General features: G+C 69.7%; 18 protein-coding genes. 4 read left to right on the top strand and 14 right to left on the bottom strand.

The features are described from left to right. Positions 1-45: 45 nt before the first annotated feature. From ACRYRV_RS12155 to ettA, 4 genes are all read left to right on the top strand, one after another. A complete protein-coding gene (locus ACRYRV_RS12155; RefSeq protein ID WP_444984988.1) occupies positions 46-1,359 on the top strand; it encodes an MFS transporter in 1,314 nt (437 codons plus the stop codon). Between the two features lie 114 nt (positions 1,360-1,473). Then, a complete protein-coding gene (locus tag ACRYRV_RS12150; RefSeq protein WP_444984989.1) occupies positions 1,474-1,908 on the top strand; it encodes a PAS domain-containing protein in 435 nt (144 codons plus the stop codon). 194 nt (positions 1,909-2,102) lie between these two features. Beyond that, positions 2,103-2,303 carry a PA3496 family putative envelope integrity protein gene (locus tag ACRYRV_RS12145; protein WP_253444679.1) on the top strand — a complete coding sequence of 67 codons (201 nt, stop codon included), beginning with the start codon at positions 2,103-2,105 and terminating at the stop codon, positions 2,301-2,303. Positions 2,304-2,377: 74 nt separating this feature from the next. Next, complete coding sequence (gene ettA, locus ACRYRV_RS12140; protein WP_444984990.1) at positions 2,378-4,039, top strand: energy-dependent translational throttle protein EttA; 1,662 nt, start codon at positions 2,378-2,380, stop codon at positions 4,037-4,039. An 85-nt stretch (positions 4,040-4,124) separates the two neighbouring features. Here the strand turns inward: ettA and ACRYRV_RS12135 are convergent, their stop codons facing one another. From ACRYRV_RS12135 to ACRYRV_RS12070, 14 genes are all read right to left on the bottom strand, one after another. Beyond that, on the bottom strand, positions 4,125-4,280 hold the full coding sequence (locus ACRYRV_RS12135) for a DUF1328 domain-containing protein (RefSeq protein WP_119021816.1): 156 nt from the start codon (positions 4,278-4,280) through the stop codon (positions 4,125-4,127). A gap of 131 nt (positions 4,281-4,411) precedes the next feature. Continuing rightward, positions 4,412-5,350: an LpxL/LpxP family Kdo(2)-lipid IV(A) lauroyl/palmitoleoyl acyltransferase gene (gene lpxL / locus ACRYRV_RS12130; RefSeq protein WP_309635409.1), complete on the bottom strand. Its 939-nt coding sequence runs from the start codon at positions 5,348-5,350 to the stop codon at positions 4,412-4,414. Between the two features lie 19 nt (positions 5,351-5,369). Beyond that, positions 5,370-6,473, bottom strand: coding sequence for an alanine racemase (gene alr / locus ACRYRV_RS12125; protein ID WP_444984991.1), 1,104 nt, complete (start codon positions 6,471-6,473; stop codon positions 5,370-5,372). A gap of 136 nt (positions 6,474-6,609) precedes the next feature. After that, entirely contained in the window at positions 6,610-8,064 is a 1,455-nt protein-coding gene (locus ACRYRV_RS12120) for a TolC family outer membrane protein (protein WP_444984992.1), read from the bottom strand. Positions 8,065-8,143: 79 nt separating this feature from the next. Continuing rightward, positions 8,144-9,136: an RNA polymerase sigma factor RpoS gene (gene rpoS, locus ACRYRV_RS12115; protein ID WP_374710982.1), complete on the bottom strand. Its 993-nt coding sequence runs from the start codon at positions 9,134-9,136 to the stop codon at positions 8,144-8,146. A gap of 113 nt (positions 9,137-9,249) precedes the next feature. Then, a complete protein-coding gene (locus ACRYRV_RS12110; RefSeq protein WP_444984993.1) occupies positions 9,250-10,362 on the bottom strand; it encodes a peptidoglycan DD-metalloendopeptidase family protein in 1,113 nt (370 codons plus the stop codon). After that, positions 10,355-11,326 carry a DUF368 domain-containing protein gene (locus ACRYRV_RS12105; protein WP_309635404.1) on the bottom strand — a complete coding sequence of 324 codons (972 nt, stop codon included), beginning with the start codon at positions 11,324-11,326 and terminating at the stop codon, positions 10,355-10,357. Before ACRYRV_RS12105 ends, ACRYRV_RS12110 begins: the two co-directional genes overlap by 8 nt. Positions 11,327-11,339: 13 nt before the next feature. Then, complete coding sequence (locus ACRYRV_RS12100) at positions 11,340-12,020, bottom strand: protein-L-isoaspartate(D-aspartate) O-methyltransferase (RefSeq protein WP_309635403.1); 681 nt, start codon at positions 12,018-12,020, stop codon at positions 11,340-11,342. Next, entirely contained in the window at positions 12,007-12,753 is a 747-nt protein-coding gene (gene surE, locus ACRYRV_RS12095) for a 5'/3'-nucleotidase SurE (protein WP_309635402.1), read from the bottom strand. The genes ACRYRV_RS12100 and surE overlap by 14 nt, the downstream gene beginning before the upstream one ends. Before the next feature lie 10 nt (positions 12,754-12,763). Further along, entirely contained in the window at positions 12,764-13,828 is a 1,065-nt protein-coding gene (gene truD / locus ACRYRV_RS12090) for a tRNA pseudouridine(13) synthase TruD (RefSeq protein WP_444984994.1), read from the bottom strand. Beyond that, complete coding sequence (gene ispF / locus ACRYRV_RS12085; RefSeq protein ID WP_309635400.1) at positions 13,821-14,309, bottom strand: 2-C-methyl-D-erythritol 2,4-cyclodiphosphate synthase; 489 nt, start codon at positions 14,307-14,309, stop codon at positions 13,821-13,823. Before ispF ends, truD begins: the two co-directional genes overlap by 8 nt. Next, positions 14,309-15,070: a 2-C-methyl-D-erythritol 4-phosphate cytidylyltransferase gene (ispD, locus tag ACRYRV_RS12080; RefSeq protein ID WP_309635399.1), complete on the bottom strand. Its 762-nt coding sequence runs from the start codon at positions 15,068-15,070 to the stop codon at positions 14,309-14,311. Before ispD ends, ispF begins: the two co-directional genes overlap by 1 nt. Then, positions 15,067-15,402 (bottom strand): cell division protein FtsB, encoded by a 336-nt coding sequence (gene ftsB, locus ACRYRV_RS12075; RefSeq protein WP_309635398.1) that lies wholly within the window; start codon positions 15,400-15,402, stop codon positions 15,067-15,069. Before ftsB ends, ispD begins: the two co-directional genes overlap by 4 nt. A gap of 60 nt (positions 15,403-15,462) precedes the next feature. Next, the gene (locus tag ACRYRV_RS12070; RefSeq protein ID WP_444984995.1) at positions 15,463-16,608 is read right to left on the bottom strand and encodes a GNAT family N-acetyltransferase; all 1,146 of its coding nucleotides are present in this window, start codon (positions 16,606-16,608) and stop codon (positions 15,463-15,465) included. Between the last annotated feature and the right edge of the window lie 4 nt (positions 16,609-16,612).

Here is a 16,612-nt window from a genome sequence, read left to right as displayed (position 1 = left end):
TGTCGCGACAATATGAGCCGATCATGCTAGCAGCGAGGAGCCCCCATGGCCGCACCCGAGATCAGCCAGTCCCGCCTCTACGAGTGGCTGACCGGCGACGAGGACAGCCGGATGTGCAAGGACATCCCGGACGAAGCCTGCGACGAGCAGCCGCGCAATTTCTTCCTGCACCTTCTGGCATCGCTCGGCAACAAGCTGGCCGACGAGCTCTCCAGCGCTCGGCTGGTGCTGCCCTGGCTGATGGGGGTGATCGGCGCCCCGCTCTGGATGGTGGGCCTGCTGGTACCGATCCGCGAGGCCGGCGCCCTGCTCCCCCAGCTCTTCGTGGCGGGCTTCATTCGCTTGAGGCCCGAGCGCAAGTGGGTCTGGGTGGCGGGCGGGCTGCTCCAGGCGGCGGCCGCGGCCCTGCTCGCCCTGCTGGCGCTGTTCGGCTCGGGCGGCGTCGGCGGCGGCCTGGTGCTCCTGGTGCTGGTGGCGCTGTCGCTCGCCCGGGGCCTCTCCTCGGTGGCCACCAAGGACGTGCTCGGCAAGACCATCAGCAAGCAGCGCCGCGGCACCCTGATGGGCTGGAGCGGCAGCGTGGCCGGCGCCGTGACCCTGGCCGCCGGTGCCGTGCTGATGCTCTTCGGCGACCGTCCGGGGGAGCTGGCCCTGGCGGTGCTGCTTGGCATCGCCGCCCTGGGCTGGGCCCTCAACGCCCTCTGCGCGGCGCGCATTGCGGAGACCCCCGGCGCCGTGGAGGGCGGCGAGAACGCCTGGGACAGCATCAAGCTGGGCCTGCGCCTGCTGCGCGAGGATCGCGGCTTCCTGCACTTCAACCTCTCCCGGGCCCTGCTGCTGGCCAGCGCCCTGGCGCTGCCCTATGTGGCGCTGCTCGGCCAGCAGCAGAGCGGCACCGAGCTTGGCGGCCTCGGGGTGCTGATCGTGGTCTCGGGGCTTGCCGGCATGGTGGCGAGCCCGGTGTGGGGCAAGCGCGCCGACGTCTCCAGCCGCCGGGTGATGCGCGATGCCGGCCTCGGGGCGGCGGCCTGCTGCCTGCTGGCCGCCGCCATCGCCTGGCTGCCCGGGGCCTGGAGCCAGACCGTGTGGCCCTATGCGATCGTCTATGCGCTGCTGGTGATCATCCACTCCGGCGTGCGCCTGGGCCGCAAGACCTATATCGTCGACATGGCCGGCAGCGACAAGCGCGCCCTCTATGTGGCGCTCTCCAACACCATTACCGGGGTGCTGATGCTGGCGGTGGGTGGCGCCGTAGGCGCCCTCGCCCAGTGGCTGGGCAGCGCGGCGCTGATGGTGGCGCTGGCGCTGATGGCGCTGGCCGCGGCGGCCAGCGCCAGCCGCCTGCCCGAGGTGGAATAGGCGGATCGCCGCGTTGAAATCCGCTGGCCGCCTGGCCATGATGTAATGAACCAAGCAGCACCCATGTCGCCCGACAGGGCGACCAGGACTGGATCCGCGACAGGAACGCCCAGAATGAAACGATCTCCCCTGATCAGCCCGGACCTGCTCGAGCGCATCGTCGATGCCTCGGAGGACGGCATCGTGGTCGCCGAGCAGGAAGGCGACGAGAATATCCTGATCTACGTGAACAAGGGCTTCGAGCGTCTGACCGGCTACAGCGCCGACGAGATCCTCTATCAGGATTGTCGTTTCCTGCAGAACGAGGACCGCGATCAGGAGGGGCTGGCCACCATCCGCCAGGCCATCGACGAGGGGCGCCCCTGCCGCACCGTGCTACGCAACTACCGCAAGGACGGCACCCTGTTCTGGAACGAGCTCTCCATCACGCCGGTGCATGACGACGACGATAACCTCACCTACTACATCGGCGTGCAGAAGGATGTCACCGAGCGGGTGGAAGCCCAGCTGGAGCTCGAGCGCCTCAAGGCCCACTATGGCGTGGAGTGAGACCGCCAGAGCCGAGCGGTGAGAAAAACTGTCGCAGGGGGCTTGTGCTTCTGCGCCGGTGACGATATATAGCGCCCAGGCAGCTCCGTTGCTGCCTGGGCGCTTCGGGTTCCGCCCCCGGTGGTCACAGCGGACGAGAAGCGATTGCGTGATGCGTCGACGGCAGTCGACCCCTGGCCATGGGAGGACGTCGCATGGGCCGTGAACACCTTCTCGAACCGAGCCTCGATGACGAGGCAGACTTTTCCGAAGCGGTGAATGACGAGGAGTACTCCCGTCCCCGCACCAACCGTGCCGATACCCTGCGCGCTCGACGCCGCGTCGAAGCGCTGCTCGAGGAGCGCCGGCTGCGCCGCGCCATCGAGGATGACTGGGCCATCGACGAAGAGGAGTAGGGCCCCGGCTGGCCTTTGCCTGCAGTGGCCACTATCATCGTGGCCACTGAAAATCCTCCAACCGACGGGTTCCCATGGCGCAATACGTCTTCACCATGAACCGGGTGGGCAAGGTCGTGCCCCCCAAGAAGCAGATCCTCAAGGATATCTCCCTCTCCTTCTTCCCGGGTGCCAAGATCGGCGTGCTGGGTCTCAATGGCTCGGGCAAGTCGACCCTGCTGCGCATCATGGCCGGGGTCGACAACGAGTTCGAGGGCGAGGCGCGCCCCATGCCGGGCATCAACGTCGGCTACCTGCCTCAGGAGCCGGAGCTCGACGACGACAAGAACGTCCGCGAGACCGTCGAGGAAGCGCTGGGCGCCATCAAGGAGGCCCAGGAGAAGCTCGACGCCGTCTATGCCGCCTACGCCGAGCCGGACGCCGACTTCGACGCCCTGGCCAGCGAGCAGGCGCGCCTGGAGAACATCATCGAGGCCGCCGACGCCCACAACCTGGAGCGCAAGCTCGAGGTGGCCGCCGAGGCCCTGCGCCTGCCGCCCTGGGAGGCCCGCGTGGGTCACCTCTCCGGCGGCGAACGGCGCCGGGTGGCGCTCTGCCGCCTGCTGCTCTCCAGCCCCGACATGCTGCTGCTCGACGAGCCCACCAACCACCTGGACGCCGAGTCGGTGGCCTGGCTGGAGCGCTTCCTGCACGACTACAGCGGCACCGTGGTGGCGATCACCCACGACCGCTACTTCCTCGACAACGTGGCCGGCTGGATCCTCGAGCTCGACCGCGGCCAGGGCATCCCCTTCGAGGGCAACTACTCCGGCTGGCTCGAGGCCAAGGAGCAGCGCCTGGCCCGGGAGGCCAAGCAGGAGGCCTCGAAGAACAAGGCCATCAAGCAGGAGCTGGAGTGGGTGCGCTCCAACGCCAAGGGCCGCCAGGCCAAGAGCAAGGCGCGCCTCAACCGCTTCGAGGAGATGCAGTCCGGCGACTTCCAGAAGCGCAACGAGACCAACGAGATCTACATTCCGCCCGGTCCGCGCCTGGGCGACAAGGTCATCGAGTTCCACGGCGTTTCCAAGGCCTTCGATGACAAGCTGCTCTACGAGGACCTCTCCTTCACCGTGCCCAAGGGTGCCATCATCGGTATCGTCGGCGGCAACGGCGCGGGCAAGTCGACCCTGTTCAAGCTGATCACGGGCAAGGAGCAGCCCGACACCGGCGAGGTGGTGATCGGCGATACCGTCGATGTCGCCTACGTGGAGCAGCTGCGCGACGGCCTCGACGACAAGCAGACGGTGTGGGAAGCGGTCTCCGACGGCCAGGACATGCTCAACATCAACGGCTACGAGGTCTCCTCGCGGGCCTACGTGGGTCGCTTCAACTTCAAGGGCAACGACCAGCAGAAGCGCCTCAACGAGCTCTCCGGCGGTGAGCGCGGCCGCCTGCAGCTGGCCCAGACTCTCAAGCAGGGCGCCAACGTGCTGCTGCTCGATGAGCCCTCCAACGACCTGGACATCGAGACCCTGCGCGCCCTGGAGGAAGCCCTGCTGGCCTTCCCCGGCTGCGCCCTGGTGATCTCCCACGACCGCTGGTTCCTCGACCGCATCGCCACCCACATCCTGGCCTTCGAGGGGGACTCCCACGTGGAGTTCTTCGAGGGCAACTACGCCGAGTACGAGGCGGACCACAGGAAGCGCGTGGGCGATGACACCCCGCACCGCATGAAGTACAAGCGTATCGACGCCTGAGTCGACGTTCAGCCCTCATGCGCAAAGGCCCCTCCGGATGGAGGGGCCTTTTTGCTGTGGGCATCTGCCAGGGGGGACTTGCGCGTCATCGCCGTCCGAAGAGCAGCGACACCACGAAGAGGATCAGGAAGAGTACGAAGAGGATCTGGGCGATCGAGGTAGCCACCCCGGCGATGCCGGTGAAGCCGAGAACGCCGGCGATGATCGCGATGATCAGAAACAGCAGGGCGTTGCCAAGCATGGGGAACCTCCTTTTCCGGGGATATCCGGTGTTCCAGCGGGGCCTGCCTGCGCCCCGCGCTCCCCCTACAGCCTTGCCACTGGTCGACAGAATGGCAAGTTACGCTTGGTGTCGGCCTGTAATCCCCGCCCTCAGTAGAGGCCGGGCTCCCCCTCGGGGCGGGTCTTGAAGCGGCGGTGCAGCCACAGGTACTGCTCGGGGTGCTTGCGGATCGCCCCTTCGATAAAGGCGTTGATGCGCGCCGCATCGGCCACCTCGTCGCCGCTGGGGAAGTTCTCCAGGGGCGGCAGGTACTCCAGGGTGTAGGTGCGGTTATCCGGGTTGCGGTGAAACATCAGCGGCATCACCGGCGCCCCGGTCATCCTGGCGATCTTGGCGGTGAGCTTGATGCTGGCCGCCTCGATGCCGAAGAAGGGGGCGAAGACGCTGACGTCGCGGCCGAAGTCCTGGTCCGGGGAGTACCAGACATGGTGGCCGGCCTTGATGCGCCGCACCACGCCACGCAGGTCGTGACGGTCGATGGCGGTGCCAAAGATCCGCTTGCGCGCCCGGGTCATGAAGCGCTCGAAGAGCGGGTTGTCGTGGGGACGATAGACCACGTCGGCCGGAAAGAAGAGGGAGTGCAGGGCGCCGCCCAGGTCGAGGGTCGAGAAGTGCACGCCGATCACCAGCGCCCCCTTCCCCTCGGCCTGCACCCGGGCCATATGCTCCTGGCCCTTGAAAGTGACCCGATGGCGCAGGTGCTCCGGGTCACGGCACCAGCCGGTGGCGGTCTCCATGATCCCGATGCCGTTGGCGACGAAGGTCTCCCTGACCAGACGCGCCTGCTGGTCGTCACCCAGCTCGGGGAAGCAGAGCCGCAGGTTGGTCTCGGTGATATGCCGCCGGCGCCTGGCAAGGCGCCAGGCGGCCAGGCCGATCAGCTTGCCGACCCAGAGCTTGAGCCGCCATGGCAGCCAGGCCGCCAGGTACATGGCACCGATGGCCACCCAGACGGGCCAGTAGCGGGGGTGGGCGAAGCTTGGCGGGGTCCCAGCGGAGCTGGACGAGGTGTCGGCATCCCTTGACATGGTGGTTCCTGTGACGCGTTCAAGACGCCCCATGATACCGCCTCGGCACCCTCGGCAGCACCCCGGTGAGCAGGGTATAGCTGATGGTGTCGCAGTGGCGGGCCACCTCGTCCACCCCGAGCAGCTCGCCATTGGCGGCCCGGCCCCAGAGCACCACCTCGCTGCCGATCTGCGCCTCGGGGATATCGGTGATATCCACGGTCATCATGTCCATGGAGACCTTGCCGGCAACGGCCGCGCGCCGCCCCGCCACCAGCACCGGGGTGCCGTCCACGGCGTGGCGATCGTAGCCGTCGCCGTAGCCACAGGCCACCACGCCGATGCGCGACGGCCGGGGGGTGACCCAGCGACCGCCATAGCCCACCGGCTCGCCGGCGGGCAGCTCGCGCACGGCGATCAACGCCGAGCGCAGGGTCATCACCGGCGCAAGGCGCTGGCTCTCCACGCTGGCCGCCTCCAGCGGGTCGCTGCCGTAGAGCATCACCCCCGGACGGTGCCAGGCGCCACGGGCTTCGGGTCGGGCCAGGGTCGCCGGCGAGTTGGCAAGGCAAAGCGGCGCCTCGAGGCGCTCTGCCAGCTCCCGCAGGCGCTCCACCTGTCGGGTGAAGTAGCCGGTATCGGTGAGATCCGCGGTGGCGAAGTGGCTCATCAGCTGCAGGTCGCAGGCGTGTTCGGGAGCCGCTTTCAGCCGCCGCCATACCGCTTCTGCCCGCTCCGGCGGGAAGCCCAGGCGGTGCATGCCGGAGTCTACCTTGAGCCACACCGGAATCGGCCGGGCCGGTCGGCGCGCCAGCAGCGCCTCCAGCTGCCAGTCGCTGTGCACCGCCATCCACAGGCCCAGCGCCTCCACCTGCTCGAGCTCGCTGGCCTCGAAGATCCCCTCCAGCAGCACGATGGGGGTGGCGATGCCCGCCTCGCGCAGGGTCACCGCCTCCTCGATGCAGGCCACCGCAAAGGCCGGGGCAAGATCCTCCAGGGCGCGTGCACAAGCCACGGCACCATGGCCGTAGCCGTCGGCCTTGAGCACCGCAACGGCGCGGCTGTCCGGCGCCATGGAGCAGGCGAGACGGTAGTTGTGACGCAGGGCGTCGAGGTCGATATCGGCGATCAGCGGCCGGGCCATGGCAGATCCTGGAAGAGTGGCAGAGACAGATATGGCATTATCCATGCCCACGCCGGCTCTTTCATGAAAGAAACCACCAAATCACTGGTGGTTTCTGGCAAGCAGCTCTGTAAAAAACCGGCTTATCAGGACAACATCACGAAGGCGACCGAGGGCGCGCCCCGATATTCATCACCGGGTCCTGGTTACCCACGGCGGGCAGCTCCAGGGAGACGGCGCTCTCCGCCTGAAGCCAGGCGTTGACCGCCTGGATCGACGCGGCGTCGAGCAGGCCCGCCTGCTGCTGCAGGCGCAGCAGGCCCAGCACATAGTCGTAGCGCGCCTCGGCGTGATCGGCGATGGCATTGAACAGGTTGCGCTCGGCGTTGAGCACGTCGACGATGTTGCGGGTGCCCACCTCGTAGCCCGAGCGGGTCGCCTCCAGGGCGCTGCGGTTGGAGACGATGGCCTGGGCGCGGGCTTCCACCGTCTCCACGTCGTTAGTCACCCGGGTGAACAGGGAGCGCACCTGCTGGACGGTGTCGCGCCGCTGGGCCTCGAAGTCATACTGGGAGACCTCCAGGGCGAAGCCGCTCTGGCGAATCTGCGCCTGGGTGCTGCCGCCGGTATAGAGCGGCATGCTGGCACGCAGCCCCAGCTGGCTGCCGGAGTTGTAGCCCGAGACGCCGCTACGGTCGTTATCCGAGTAGTCGTAGCTGGCGAAGGCCTCCAGCCGGGGCTTCTGGCCGGCCCGGGAGACCTCCAGCTCGCTGCGGGCCACCTCGATGCCGGCCTCGGCCATCTGCAGCATGGGGCTGTTGGCCATGGCGAGCTCGACCCAGTCGCCGCGGTCCACGGGCTCCGGCGGGGCGATGGGAATCTCCTCGGCCAGGCCGTCGATGCTCTGGTAGCGCTGGCCGGTGAGGCGCTCCAGGGCCTCGAAGCTCACCTGCATGGCACTCTCGGCGGCGATCCGCTGGGCGCGGGCCAGGTCGAAGGAGGCCTGGGCCTCGTGCACCTCGGTGATGGCGATCAGGCCCACCTCGAAGCGCTCCCGAGCCTGCTCCAGCTGGCGCTCGATGGCGGTCTCCTGGGAGCGGCGCGCCGAGAGGATATCGTGGGCGCGCAGGATCTCGAAGTAGGCCTCGGCCACCTCCAGCAGCAGCTGCTGCTCGGCCACCGCAAGCGACAGCGCTTCGCGGTCGACCCGGCGCTCCGCCTGGGTGAGCTGGGCGCGCCGCGCCGGATCATAGAGGGCCTGGCTGGCGTCGAGATTGACGCCGAGGCTGTTGACGTCATCGTCGCCACCGGCACCGCTACCCGGCTGCGTCACCCCGCCCGCCTGGCTCTCCCCGGACTGGCTCTGGTAGGTGCGGCTATGGCTGAGGCTGCCCCCCAGGCTCACCTGGGGCAGCAGGGTGCCGCGCTGGACGTCGCGCCCCGCCTCCACGGCGGAGAAGCCCGAACGGGCCGCCGCCAGGGAGGCGTCGTTCTCCAGGGCATCCCGGGCCACGGTCCAGAGGTCGGTGGCCTGGGCGGAGCCGGCCACGGCCAGCCCCACCAGCAGAGCGAGCGGACGGAGCGTCAGGCGAGTCGGGGTCGGGCGAGGCATGGGCGTGGCAGTTCCTGTGTACGGGCCGATTTCCCCCACAGGCTGACAGGGCAGCATGCAGGAAATCGGCAAGCGCGGTTCATTCGAAGATGGAATCCAGCGAGAGCCCCTGCTTGTCGAGCACCCGGCGCAGCTTCTTGAGCGCCTCCACCTGGATCTGCCGCACCCGCTCCCGGGTCAGGCCGATCTCCTCGCCCACCTGCTCCAGGGTGGCCGCCTCGTGGCCGCGCAGCCCGAAGCGGCGCACCACCACCTCCATCTGCTTCTCGGTGAGCTCGGCGAGCCAGTCGTCGACGTGCTGCTTGATATCACCGTCGAGCAGGGAGGACTCGGGGCCGACCTCGTTGTCGTCGGCCAGGGTCTCGATCAGCGGCTTGTCGCTGTCGCCGCCCACCGGGTAGTCCACCGAGGAGATCCGCTCGTTGAGCCCCATCATCTTCTTGACGGTCTCCACCGGCTTGTCGAGGTAGTCGGCGATCTCCTCGGCGGTGGCCTCGTGGTCGAGCTTCTGGGTCAGCTCCCGGGCCGCCCTCAGGTAGATATTGAGCTCCTTGACCACGTGGATGGGCAGGCGAATGGTGCGGGTCTGGTTCATCAGGGCCCGCTCGATGGTCTGGCGGATCCACCAGGTGGCGTAGGTGGAGAAGCGGAAGCCGCGTTCGGGGTCGAACTTCTCCACGGCACGGATCAGGCCGAGGTTGCCCTCTTCGATCAGGTCGAGCAGCGACAGGCCGCGGTTGAGGTAGCGCCTGGCGATCTTGACCACCAGGCGCAGGTTGGACTCGATCATCCTCGAGCGGCCGGCCGGATCCCCCTTGCGGGCGAGGCGGCCATAGTAGACCTCCTCTTCCGGGGTCAGCAGCGGCGAGAAGCCGATCTCGTTGAGGTAGATCTGGGTGGCGTCTAGGCTGTGATTGCTGTAGCGATCCTCGCGACTGAGCGCCTTCTCGAAGGCCTCTTCGTCGCGGCTGCTCTCCACCTCGCTGCGATCGTCATCCAGCTCGTCGACACTCTCGTCTTCCTTCTCCTCGAGCGTGTCGAGATTCACATCCTGAAGGTCCCGTTCAAGCATGCTCATCGATGGCTACCCTGTGGTTGCGTCCCGGCGCCGACGCCCTGGGAAGAGCATCGGCGCTCATGATTATTATTGTGTGACACCCCGCCGGTGCGCCGGCCACCGAGCACTCAGCGGGACGGCAGGTAGTTCAGGGGGTCCTGAGGCTGCCCATTCTTGCGCACCTCGAAGTGCAGCCGCACGTCTTCGGCGTCGCTGTCGCCCATGGTGGCGATCACCTCCCCGGCCTCGACCACGTCATTCTCGCGGACCCGCAGGGAGTCATTGTGGGCGTAGGCGCTCAGGTATTCGTCGTTGTGCTTGAGCAGAATGAGGTTGCCGTAGCCCCGCACCCCGCTGCCGGCGTAGACGACGATGCCCGGTCCGGCGGCTCTGACAGGTTGCCCCTTTTGCCCGGCGATATCAATCCCGGCGGTGATGCTGCCGCCCTCGCCGAAGCGGCCCACGACCTCGCCGTCGGCGGGCCAGCGCCAGTTCACCTCATCCACCGGTGTATAGGTGCGCGAGGAGCGGTCCGGGGCCTGGCTGCCACCCGCCACCGCGGTGCCGGCTTCCGGCTCCGGCGCGGCCGCCGGCGCGGGCTCCGGCTCCGATTCCGGTTCCGGCTGGGGAGCGGGCGCCGGCTCGGCAGCCGCCACCTCTCGGGCCGGCTCCGGCTCGACGACCGGCGCGCGCGCCGGCGTCTCGTCGGCGTCGCGGCGAGGGATGGGTCCCGGAGCGGCCGTGCCGCCGGCCGCCTCCGCGGCGCTCTCCAGCGCGACCTGGCTCGGGCCATCGGCCTCGTCCAGGGGCTGGGCAGAGAAGCTGCGCCCCTGCTCGACGGAGCCGTCCGGCAGCAGCCACTCCATGCTGCCGCTCTCCTCGGCGTGGGGGCGGGCGCCGCCCAGAGGCGTCGCCACTACGCCACCGCTCGCGGCCACCTCGGGGGCGCCGTCATCCCGGGAGGGCGCCGGGCCATCCGGATCCAGCACCAGGCGCTGACCCGGCTGGATCTGGTAGGGCGGGCCGATGCGGTTGATGCGCGCCAGATCGCGGTAGTCCATGTTGTGGCGCCAGGCGATGCCGTAGAGGGTGTCGCCCCGCTCCACGGTGTAGTGGGAAACGCTAGACTGCTCCCGGCTCGTGGAGAGGTCGCGCACCTGCACCTGGGGCGCCTCGCCCTGCTGGGCGGCACAGCCGGCCACGGCCAGGGCCAGCGCGGAAATCATCATTGCCTTACGCATCGGAAGCATCCTCCTTGTTCGCCCCGCGGGGCGTGCTCGCAGCGGCCGGTCGGCTCGTGCGATCCAGCAGCAGCACCAGGGCCGCCCCGGCCAGCATCAGTGCCACCACTGCCGTCAGCTGGGACGGCTCGCCGGTCAGCATGGCGAAGTCGCTCGGGGTGAGATAGCGGTAGTCCAGCGGAATCATCTGCCCTTCGGGGCCGAGCTGATAGCGTACCAGCTCACGCCAGGGCCAGAGTACCGGCAGCGACCCCACGATAAAGCCCACCAGGAGCTGCAGGGTGCCGGTATGGAAGCGGTGCAGCAGCCAGGAGAGCAGCCGCGAGAAGAAGAACAGGCCGATCAGGCAGCCCAGCCCGAAGATGGCGATGAGCCCCAGGTCGAAGCTGCGGATGCCCTGCATCACGGTGCCATAGAGCCCCATGGTCAGCAGCAGGAAACTGCCCGAAACCCCCGGCAGCAGCAGCGCGCTGATGGCGATGGCGCCCCCGACCACCAGCATGATCTCCTGACTGCCGAGCAGGGTGATCAGGGGCATCAGGGCGGGCAGGAAGTGGGCCATCACCAGCCCCGCCACCAGCGGGGCGATGTGCCACCAGCGCCAGTCCAGCGGGTGGCGGCTGACCACCAGCGCCGAGGCCGCCACCAGGCCGAAGAAGAAGCCGTTGAGCAGCAGCGGGTAGTCTTCCATCAGCCACACCACCAGGTGCGCCACCGTGATCAGGCTGGCGGCGATGCCGGCCAGCAGCGGGATCACGAAGCCCAGGTTGAGGTGGGCGATCAGCAGCGGCAGGCCGCCGCGGCGCCAGGCCACGAAGGCGCTGGGGCCGAACTGCTTGATGGTGTGGATCAGCTCCTCGTAGATGCCGGTCACGAAGGCGATGGTCCCCCCCGAGACGCCGGGCACCGCATCGGCGGCGCCCATCCCGGCGCCCCTGAGAAAGATTCCTGGGTAACGCTTCAAGCGCAAGCTCCTTTCAACGAATGACGCCTTCCAGCAGCGGTACGAAACGCACGGGCTCGAGCCGCTGCCGTTCATAGTGGTCCCCCTGGCGGCGCACCCGGGTCAGCCACTGGCGCCCCCGGGAATCCGCCAGCGGCGTGATCAGCACCCCGCCGTCGGCCAGCTGGGCCAGCAGGGGAGCAGGCAGCTCGCCGGCACAGGCGGTGAGCAGGATGACATCGAAGGGAGCCGTTTCCGGCCAGCCGTGGCCGCCGTCGGCCAGCCTCAGGTGAACCTGCTGGGCCCCGAGCAGGCGCAGCCGCTCGGTGGCACGCCGGTGCAGGGCATTGATCCGCTCGATGCTCCAGAGTTCCGGCACCAGCCGCGCCAGGACCAGGGTCTGGTAGCCCGAGCCGGTGCCGATCTCCAGCACCCGCGCAGGCGCCTCCTCCAGCACCAGCTCGGTCATCCGCGCCACCATCCACGGCTGGGAGAGGGTCTGGCCATGGCCGATGGGCAGGGAGGTATCCTCGTAGGCGCGGTGGGCGAGCGCCTCGTCGAGGAAGAGGTGGCGCGGCTCGCTGGCCAGGGTCGCCAGCACCCGCGCATCGCGGATGCCCTGCTCGGCGAGCCTCGCCACCATGCGATCCCGGGTGCGCTGGGAGGTCATGCCGACCCCGCGCACCAGCTCCGTGAGTCGTTCAGGTGAGAGCATCCAGCCAGCCCTGCACGTCGCCGATGGCCGCCTGCCGGGTCAGGTCGGTCTGCAGCGGGGTGATGGAAACATAGCCCGCCTCGACCGCGGCGAAGTCGGTGTCGGGTCCGTCGTCGGCGTTCTCGCCGGCGGCGGCGATCCACCAGCGCACCCGCCCGCGAGGATCGCGCACCTCCAGCGGGCGAGATGCCGGCCCTCGATAGCCAAGCCGGGTGACCCGGAAGCCCTGGATCTCGTCCCAGGGCAGGTCGGGCACATTGACGTTGAGCAGGCTGCGCGGCGGCAGCGAGAGCTGGTCGGCGGCGCCCACCAGGCTGGCCGCCACTCGGCCGGCGGTATCGAAGTGGCGCGACCCCGTCAGCGACATGGCGATGGCCGGCATCCCCAGGTTACGCCCCTCCATGGCGGCGGCCACGGTGCCGGAGTAGAGCACGTCGTCGCCCAGGTTGCCGCCATGGTTGATGCCGGAAATCACCAGGTCGGGCTTCTCGTCCCAGACCCCGTTGACCCCCAGGTAGACGCAGTCCGCCGGGGTACCGTCGACGCTGTAGAAGCCGTTGTCCATGTCGGTGAGCGACAGCGGACGACTCAGGGTCAGGGAGTTGCTGGCGCCGCTCTTGTCGCGGTCCGGGGCTACCACGCGCAGCCGCGCGTGGGGCGACAGGGCGTCATAGAGCGCCCGCAGGCCCGGGGCGTGCACGCCATCGTCATTGGAGAGCAGTAGTCGACGCATCGCAGGCTCCTTACAGGGTGGGGTGGGCAATCAGTTCGCGCAGCACGGCGGTGGCGAAGGCGCCCCGGGGCAGGCTGAAGGCGAGCCACAGCTCGCCCTCGCCCCGGGTCAGGCGCGGCTCGCCGAGGCGCAGCCGCAGGGCGCGCCGCCCCAGGCGAACCCCGGCCCGCTCCAGTCCGTCACAGAGCGACGGATAGCGCTCCGCCAGCCGCGCCTCCAGGGCCCTGGCCTCGCCTTCGGCTACCGAGCGGCCGACGCCCCAGAGCACGCCGCTTGGGTGCAGGTCGAGACGGGCGGCACGGGCCTCGAGCTCGGCATCGGGCGCCTCCAGGGTGAACTGGCTGGCGGTACCGTCGAGGATCGTCACCTCCCCCGGCAGCAGCCGATTCCAGCTGCCGTCGCGGACCCGCTCGGCCAGCCCCTCGTTGAACAGGAAGCTGCGCGCCGCCGAGAGCAGCATGCCGTCGCGGTCGTCGCGCTTGCGCCAGCCACGGGCCAGCAGGGAGCGGGCGCGCAGCAGGTTGCGACCGTCGGGGCCGAAGCGCTGGGGGCCGAAATAGTTGGCCACCCCCTGCGCCACCAGACGCTGCCAGCGCGCCTCCAGGGCGGGGTCCTCCAGCGCCGCACCGGAGAGGCGCAGCCGGAAGCGGTTGGCGCGATGCACCCCGCGCTTGAGCTTGCGGGGGTGGCGCGCCTCGGAGAGCACGCGCACGCCCCGCTCGGCCAGGGCCTCGGTGAGCCCCGCCGGCGCCTCCCGGCCGGGCAGCTGCACCGAGAGCCACTGGCGGGTCACCGCCACGCGGTCCTTCATGCCGGAGTAGCCCACGTCACGGGGCGAGACCTCGCAGAGCCGCGCCAGCTCGCGAACCGCCATGGCGGTGGTCAGGTCGCGCTTCTCGATATGCAGCCAGAGGTGCTCGCCCTCCCCCTCCGGGGCGAAATCGAGCACCTCGGCCACCTGGAAATCCTCGGGGCGGGCCCGGTAGTCGCCGGCCGGCGGCGCCCCGAACTCGGCATCGAGCACCCGCGGCCAGGCCGGCGGCCAGGCGATGCTGTCCATCGCCGCCTCACCCATGGGCATTCTCTGCCGGCAGCAGCAGGGCCACCGCCTCGGCGGCGATGCCCTCGCCGCGGCCGGTAAAGCCCAGCCGCTCGCTGGTGGTGGCCTTGACGTTGACCGCGCCGACATCGACGCCCAGGTCCTCGGCGATAGTGGCCGCCATTGCCGCGATATGGGGGGCCATCTTCGGCGCCTGGGCGATCAGGGTGGCATCCAGGTTGCCGACCCGGTAGCCGGCCTCCCGCACCAGGGCCACCACGCGGCGCAGCAGCATGCGGCTGTCGGCACCCTTCCAGGCCGGATCGGTGTCGGGGAAGTGACGGCCGATATCGCCCAGGGCGCAGGCCCCCAGCAGGGCATCGCTGATGGCGTGGAGCAGCACGTCGCCGTCGGAGTGGGCGATAAAGCCGTGGTGAAAGGGAACGGCAACGCCGCCGATCATCAGGTGGTCGCCGTCGCCGAAGCGGTGGACGTCAAAGCCGTGGCCGATGCGCATCATCTCTCCGTGGCGCCACTGGGCGCACTCTCGGGCTGGCCCGAGGAGACCGCCCGGCCCGCAGCGCAAGCGCGCTGGGCGGCCAGGATCTGCCCGGCCAGGGCCAGGTCCTCGGGATGGGTAATCTTGAGGTTGTCGCGACGCCCGCTGACCAGCCGCGGGGCGAGGCCCAGGGCTTCCACCGCCGAGGCCTCGTCGGTGACCGTCACCCCGGCCTCCAGGGCGGCGGCCAGGGCCCGGCGCAGCAGGCCGAAGCGAAACCCCTGGGGGGTCAGGGCGTGCCAGAGCCCGGCCCGGGGTTCGGTGCTCGCCACCCGCTCGGCGCCGTCGTCGCGCTTCATGGTGTCGGCCACCGGCGCGGCCAGCAGCCCCCCCACCGGGTCGTCCGTCAGGGCGGCGCGGAGGCGCTGCAGGTCGGCCACGGTAACGCAGGGACGCGCCACGTCGTGAACCAGCACCAGGTCATCGTCACCGGCCTCGGCGGCGATGGCCGCCAGGGCGTTGGCCACCGAATCGACCCGCTCGGCGCCACCGGTCACCCGGCGCCACTCGGCAAAGGGCACCCAGGCCGGTTCGAAGCGGTCGTCATCCGGGTCCAGGCAGAGGCAGAGCCGCGCCCCGGGAAAGGCGGCGTGGAGCCGCGCCAGGGTGTGGGCCAGCACCGGGCGGCCGTCGAGCTCCAGGTACTGCTTGGGGCGGTCGGCGCCCATGCGCCGGCCCTGCCCCGCCGCCGGCACCACCAGCCACAGCGTCTCGCTCATCGGCTGGCCTCCAGGCCCATCGCCGGCGCGGGGTTGACCACCGGGGTCGCCTCCACCGCCACGCCAGGCACCCAGAAGAAGTGCTCGTCGGCGCGCACCATGCCGATGTCGCTGCGCCCGCGCTCCTCGATGGCGTCCAGGCCGGTCTTGAGGTCCAGCACCTCGGCGGCCAGGCGGGCATTGCGGTCGCGCAGGGGCTTGTTGGCCGCCTCCAGGGCCGCGACCCGCTCGCGCACCTCACCGAGGTCGCGCACCCCGCCCTCCCCAAGCCACAGGCGATACTGAAGCAGGGCGAGCAGGACCAGCAGCACGATGGCCAACCACTTGAGCATGAACAGCGTCCGTCGCGAGAAAATGAATGGCAGGCATTATGCCACCATCGCCGGGCCCGCTCACGCCCTGAAGGGCAGCGCCTGCTCAGCGGCGGCGCAGTAGGCCCGCACCTGGGGGCGCTCCTCGGCGCAGAAGCGGGCCACGGCATCTCTCAGGCGAGGATCGGCAATATGATGCAGGGAGGTGAGCAGGCGCGGCGCGAAGCCTCGGGTCAGCTTGTGCTCCCCCTGGGTGCCGGGGTCGAAGGCGGTGAGCCCCCGGGCCAGACAGTGCTCGATGCCCTGGTAGTAGCAGGCCTCGAAGTGCAGACAGTCGGCCACCACCTCGCTGCCCCAGTAGCGGCCATAGAGAGTGCGTGCGCCCTGCAGGCAGAGGGCCGCCGCCACCGGCTTTCCCGCCAGTCTCGCCTGCACCAGCAGCAGGCTCTCCGGCATGGCGGCGCGCAAGCGGCGGAAGAAGTCCGCCGTCAGGTAGCCGTGGCGGCCGCGCTCCAGGTAGGTGATCTCGTAGCAGCGAAAGAAGTGCTCGAGAGCCTCTTCATCGATGGCCTCGCCCTCCAGGCGGTGCAGGGTCAGCCCCTGATCGGCGACGAGGCGCCGCTCGCGGCGAATCGCCTTGCGCCGCTTGGCGGTCATGGCGGCCAGGAAGCCCTCGAAGTCGCCGTAGCCGGCGTCCCGCCACTGGAACTGCACCCCGTGGCGGGCCAGCAGCCCGGGGCGTGCCGCCTGCCAGTCGGCCACCTCGGCTTCCTCGGCGAACAGCAGGTGCCAGCTGGAGAGCGGGCCCTGCTTGCCATCGCCCTCCCAGGCCGTGGCCAGCAGCCGGCGGGCTTCCAGGGGGTCGACCCCCTCCGCCAGCGCCAGCCGCGGCCCGGGCACGGGGGTATAGGGGATCGCGGTGAGCCCCTTGGGGTAGTAGCGCCCGCCGGCTCGCTCCCAGGCGTCGGCCCAGCTCCAGTCGAAGACGTACTCCCCGAAGGAGTGGTGCTTGTGATAGTGGGGCATCGTCCCCACCAAGCGGTCGCCCTGCCAGAGAGTCAGGTGGCGCGGCACCCAGCCGGTGGCGGGGCTCACCGAGCCGCTGGCCTCCAGGGCGTGCAGGAACTCGTGGCGCAGGAAGGGGTAGTCGTCACCCGTCAGGGCGTTCCAGTCGGAGGCCGCCACCGCCTCCATGGCAGGCAGCACTTGCAGCATGAGCTTGGACATGGCG

The sequence above is a fragment of the Halomonas mongoliensis genome (assembly GCF_052496345.1).
Note: the sequence above shows the minus strand (reverse complement) of the source record. Positions and strands in the feature narration are given on the sequence as shown.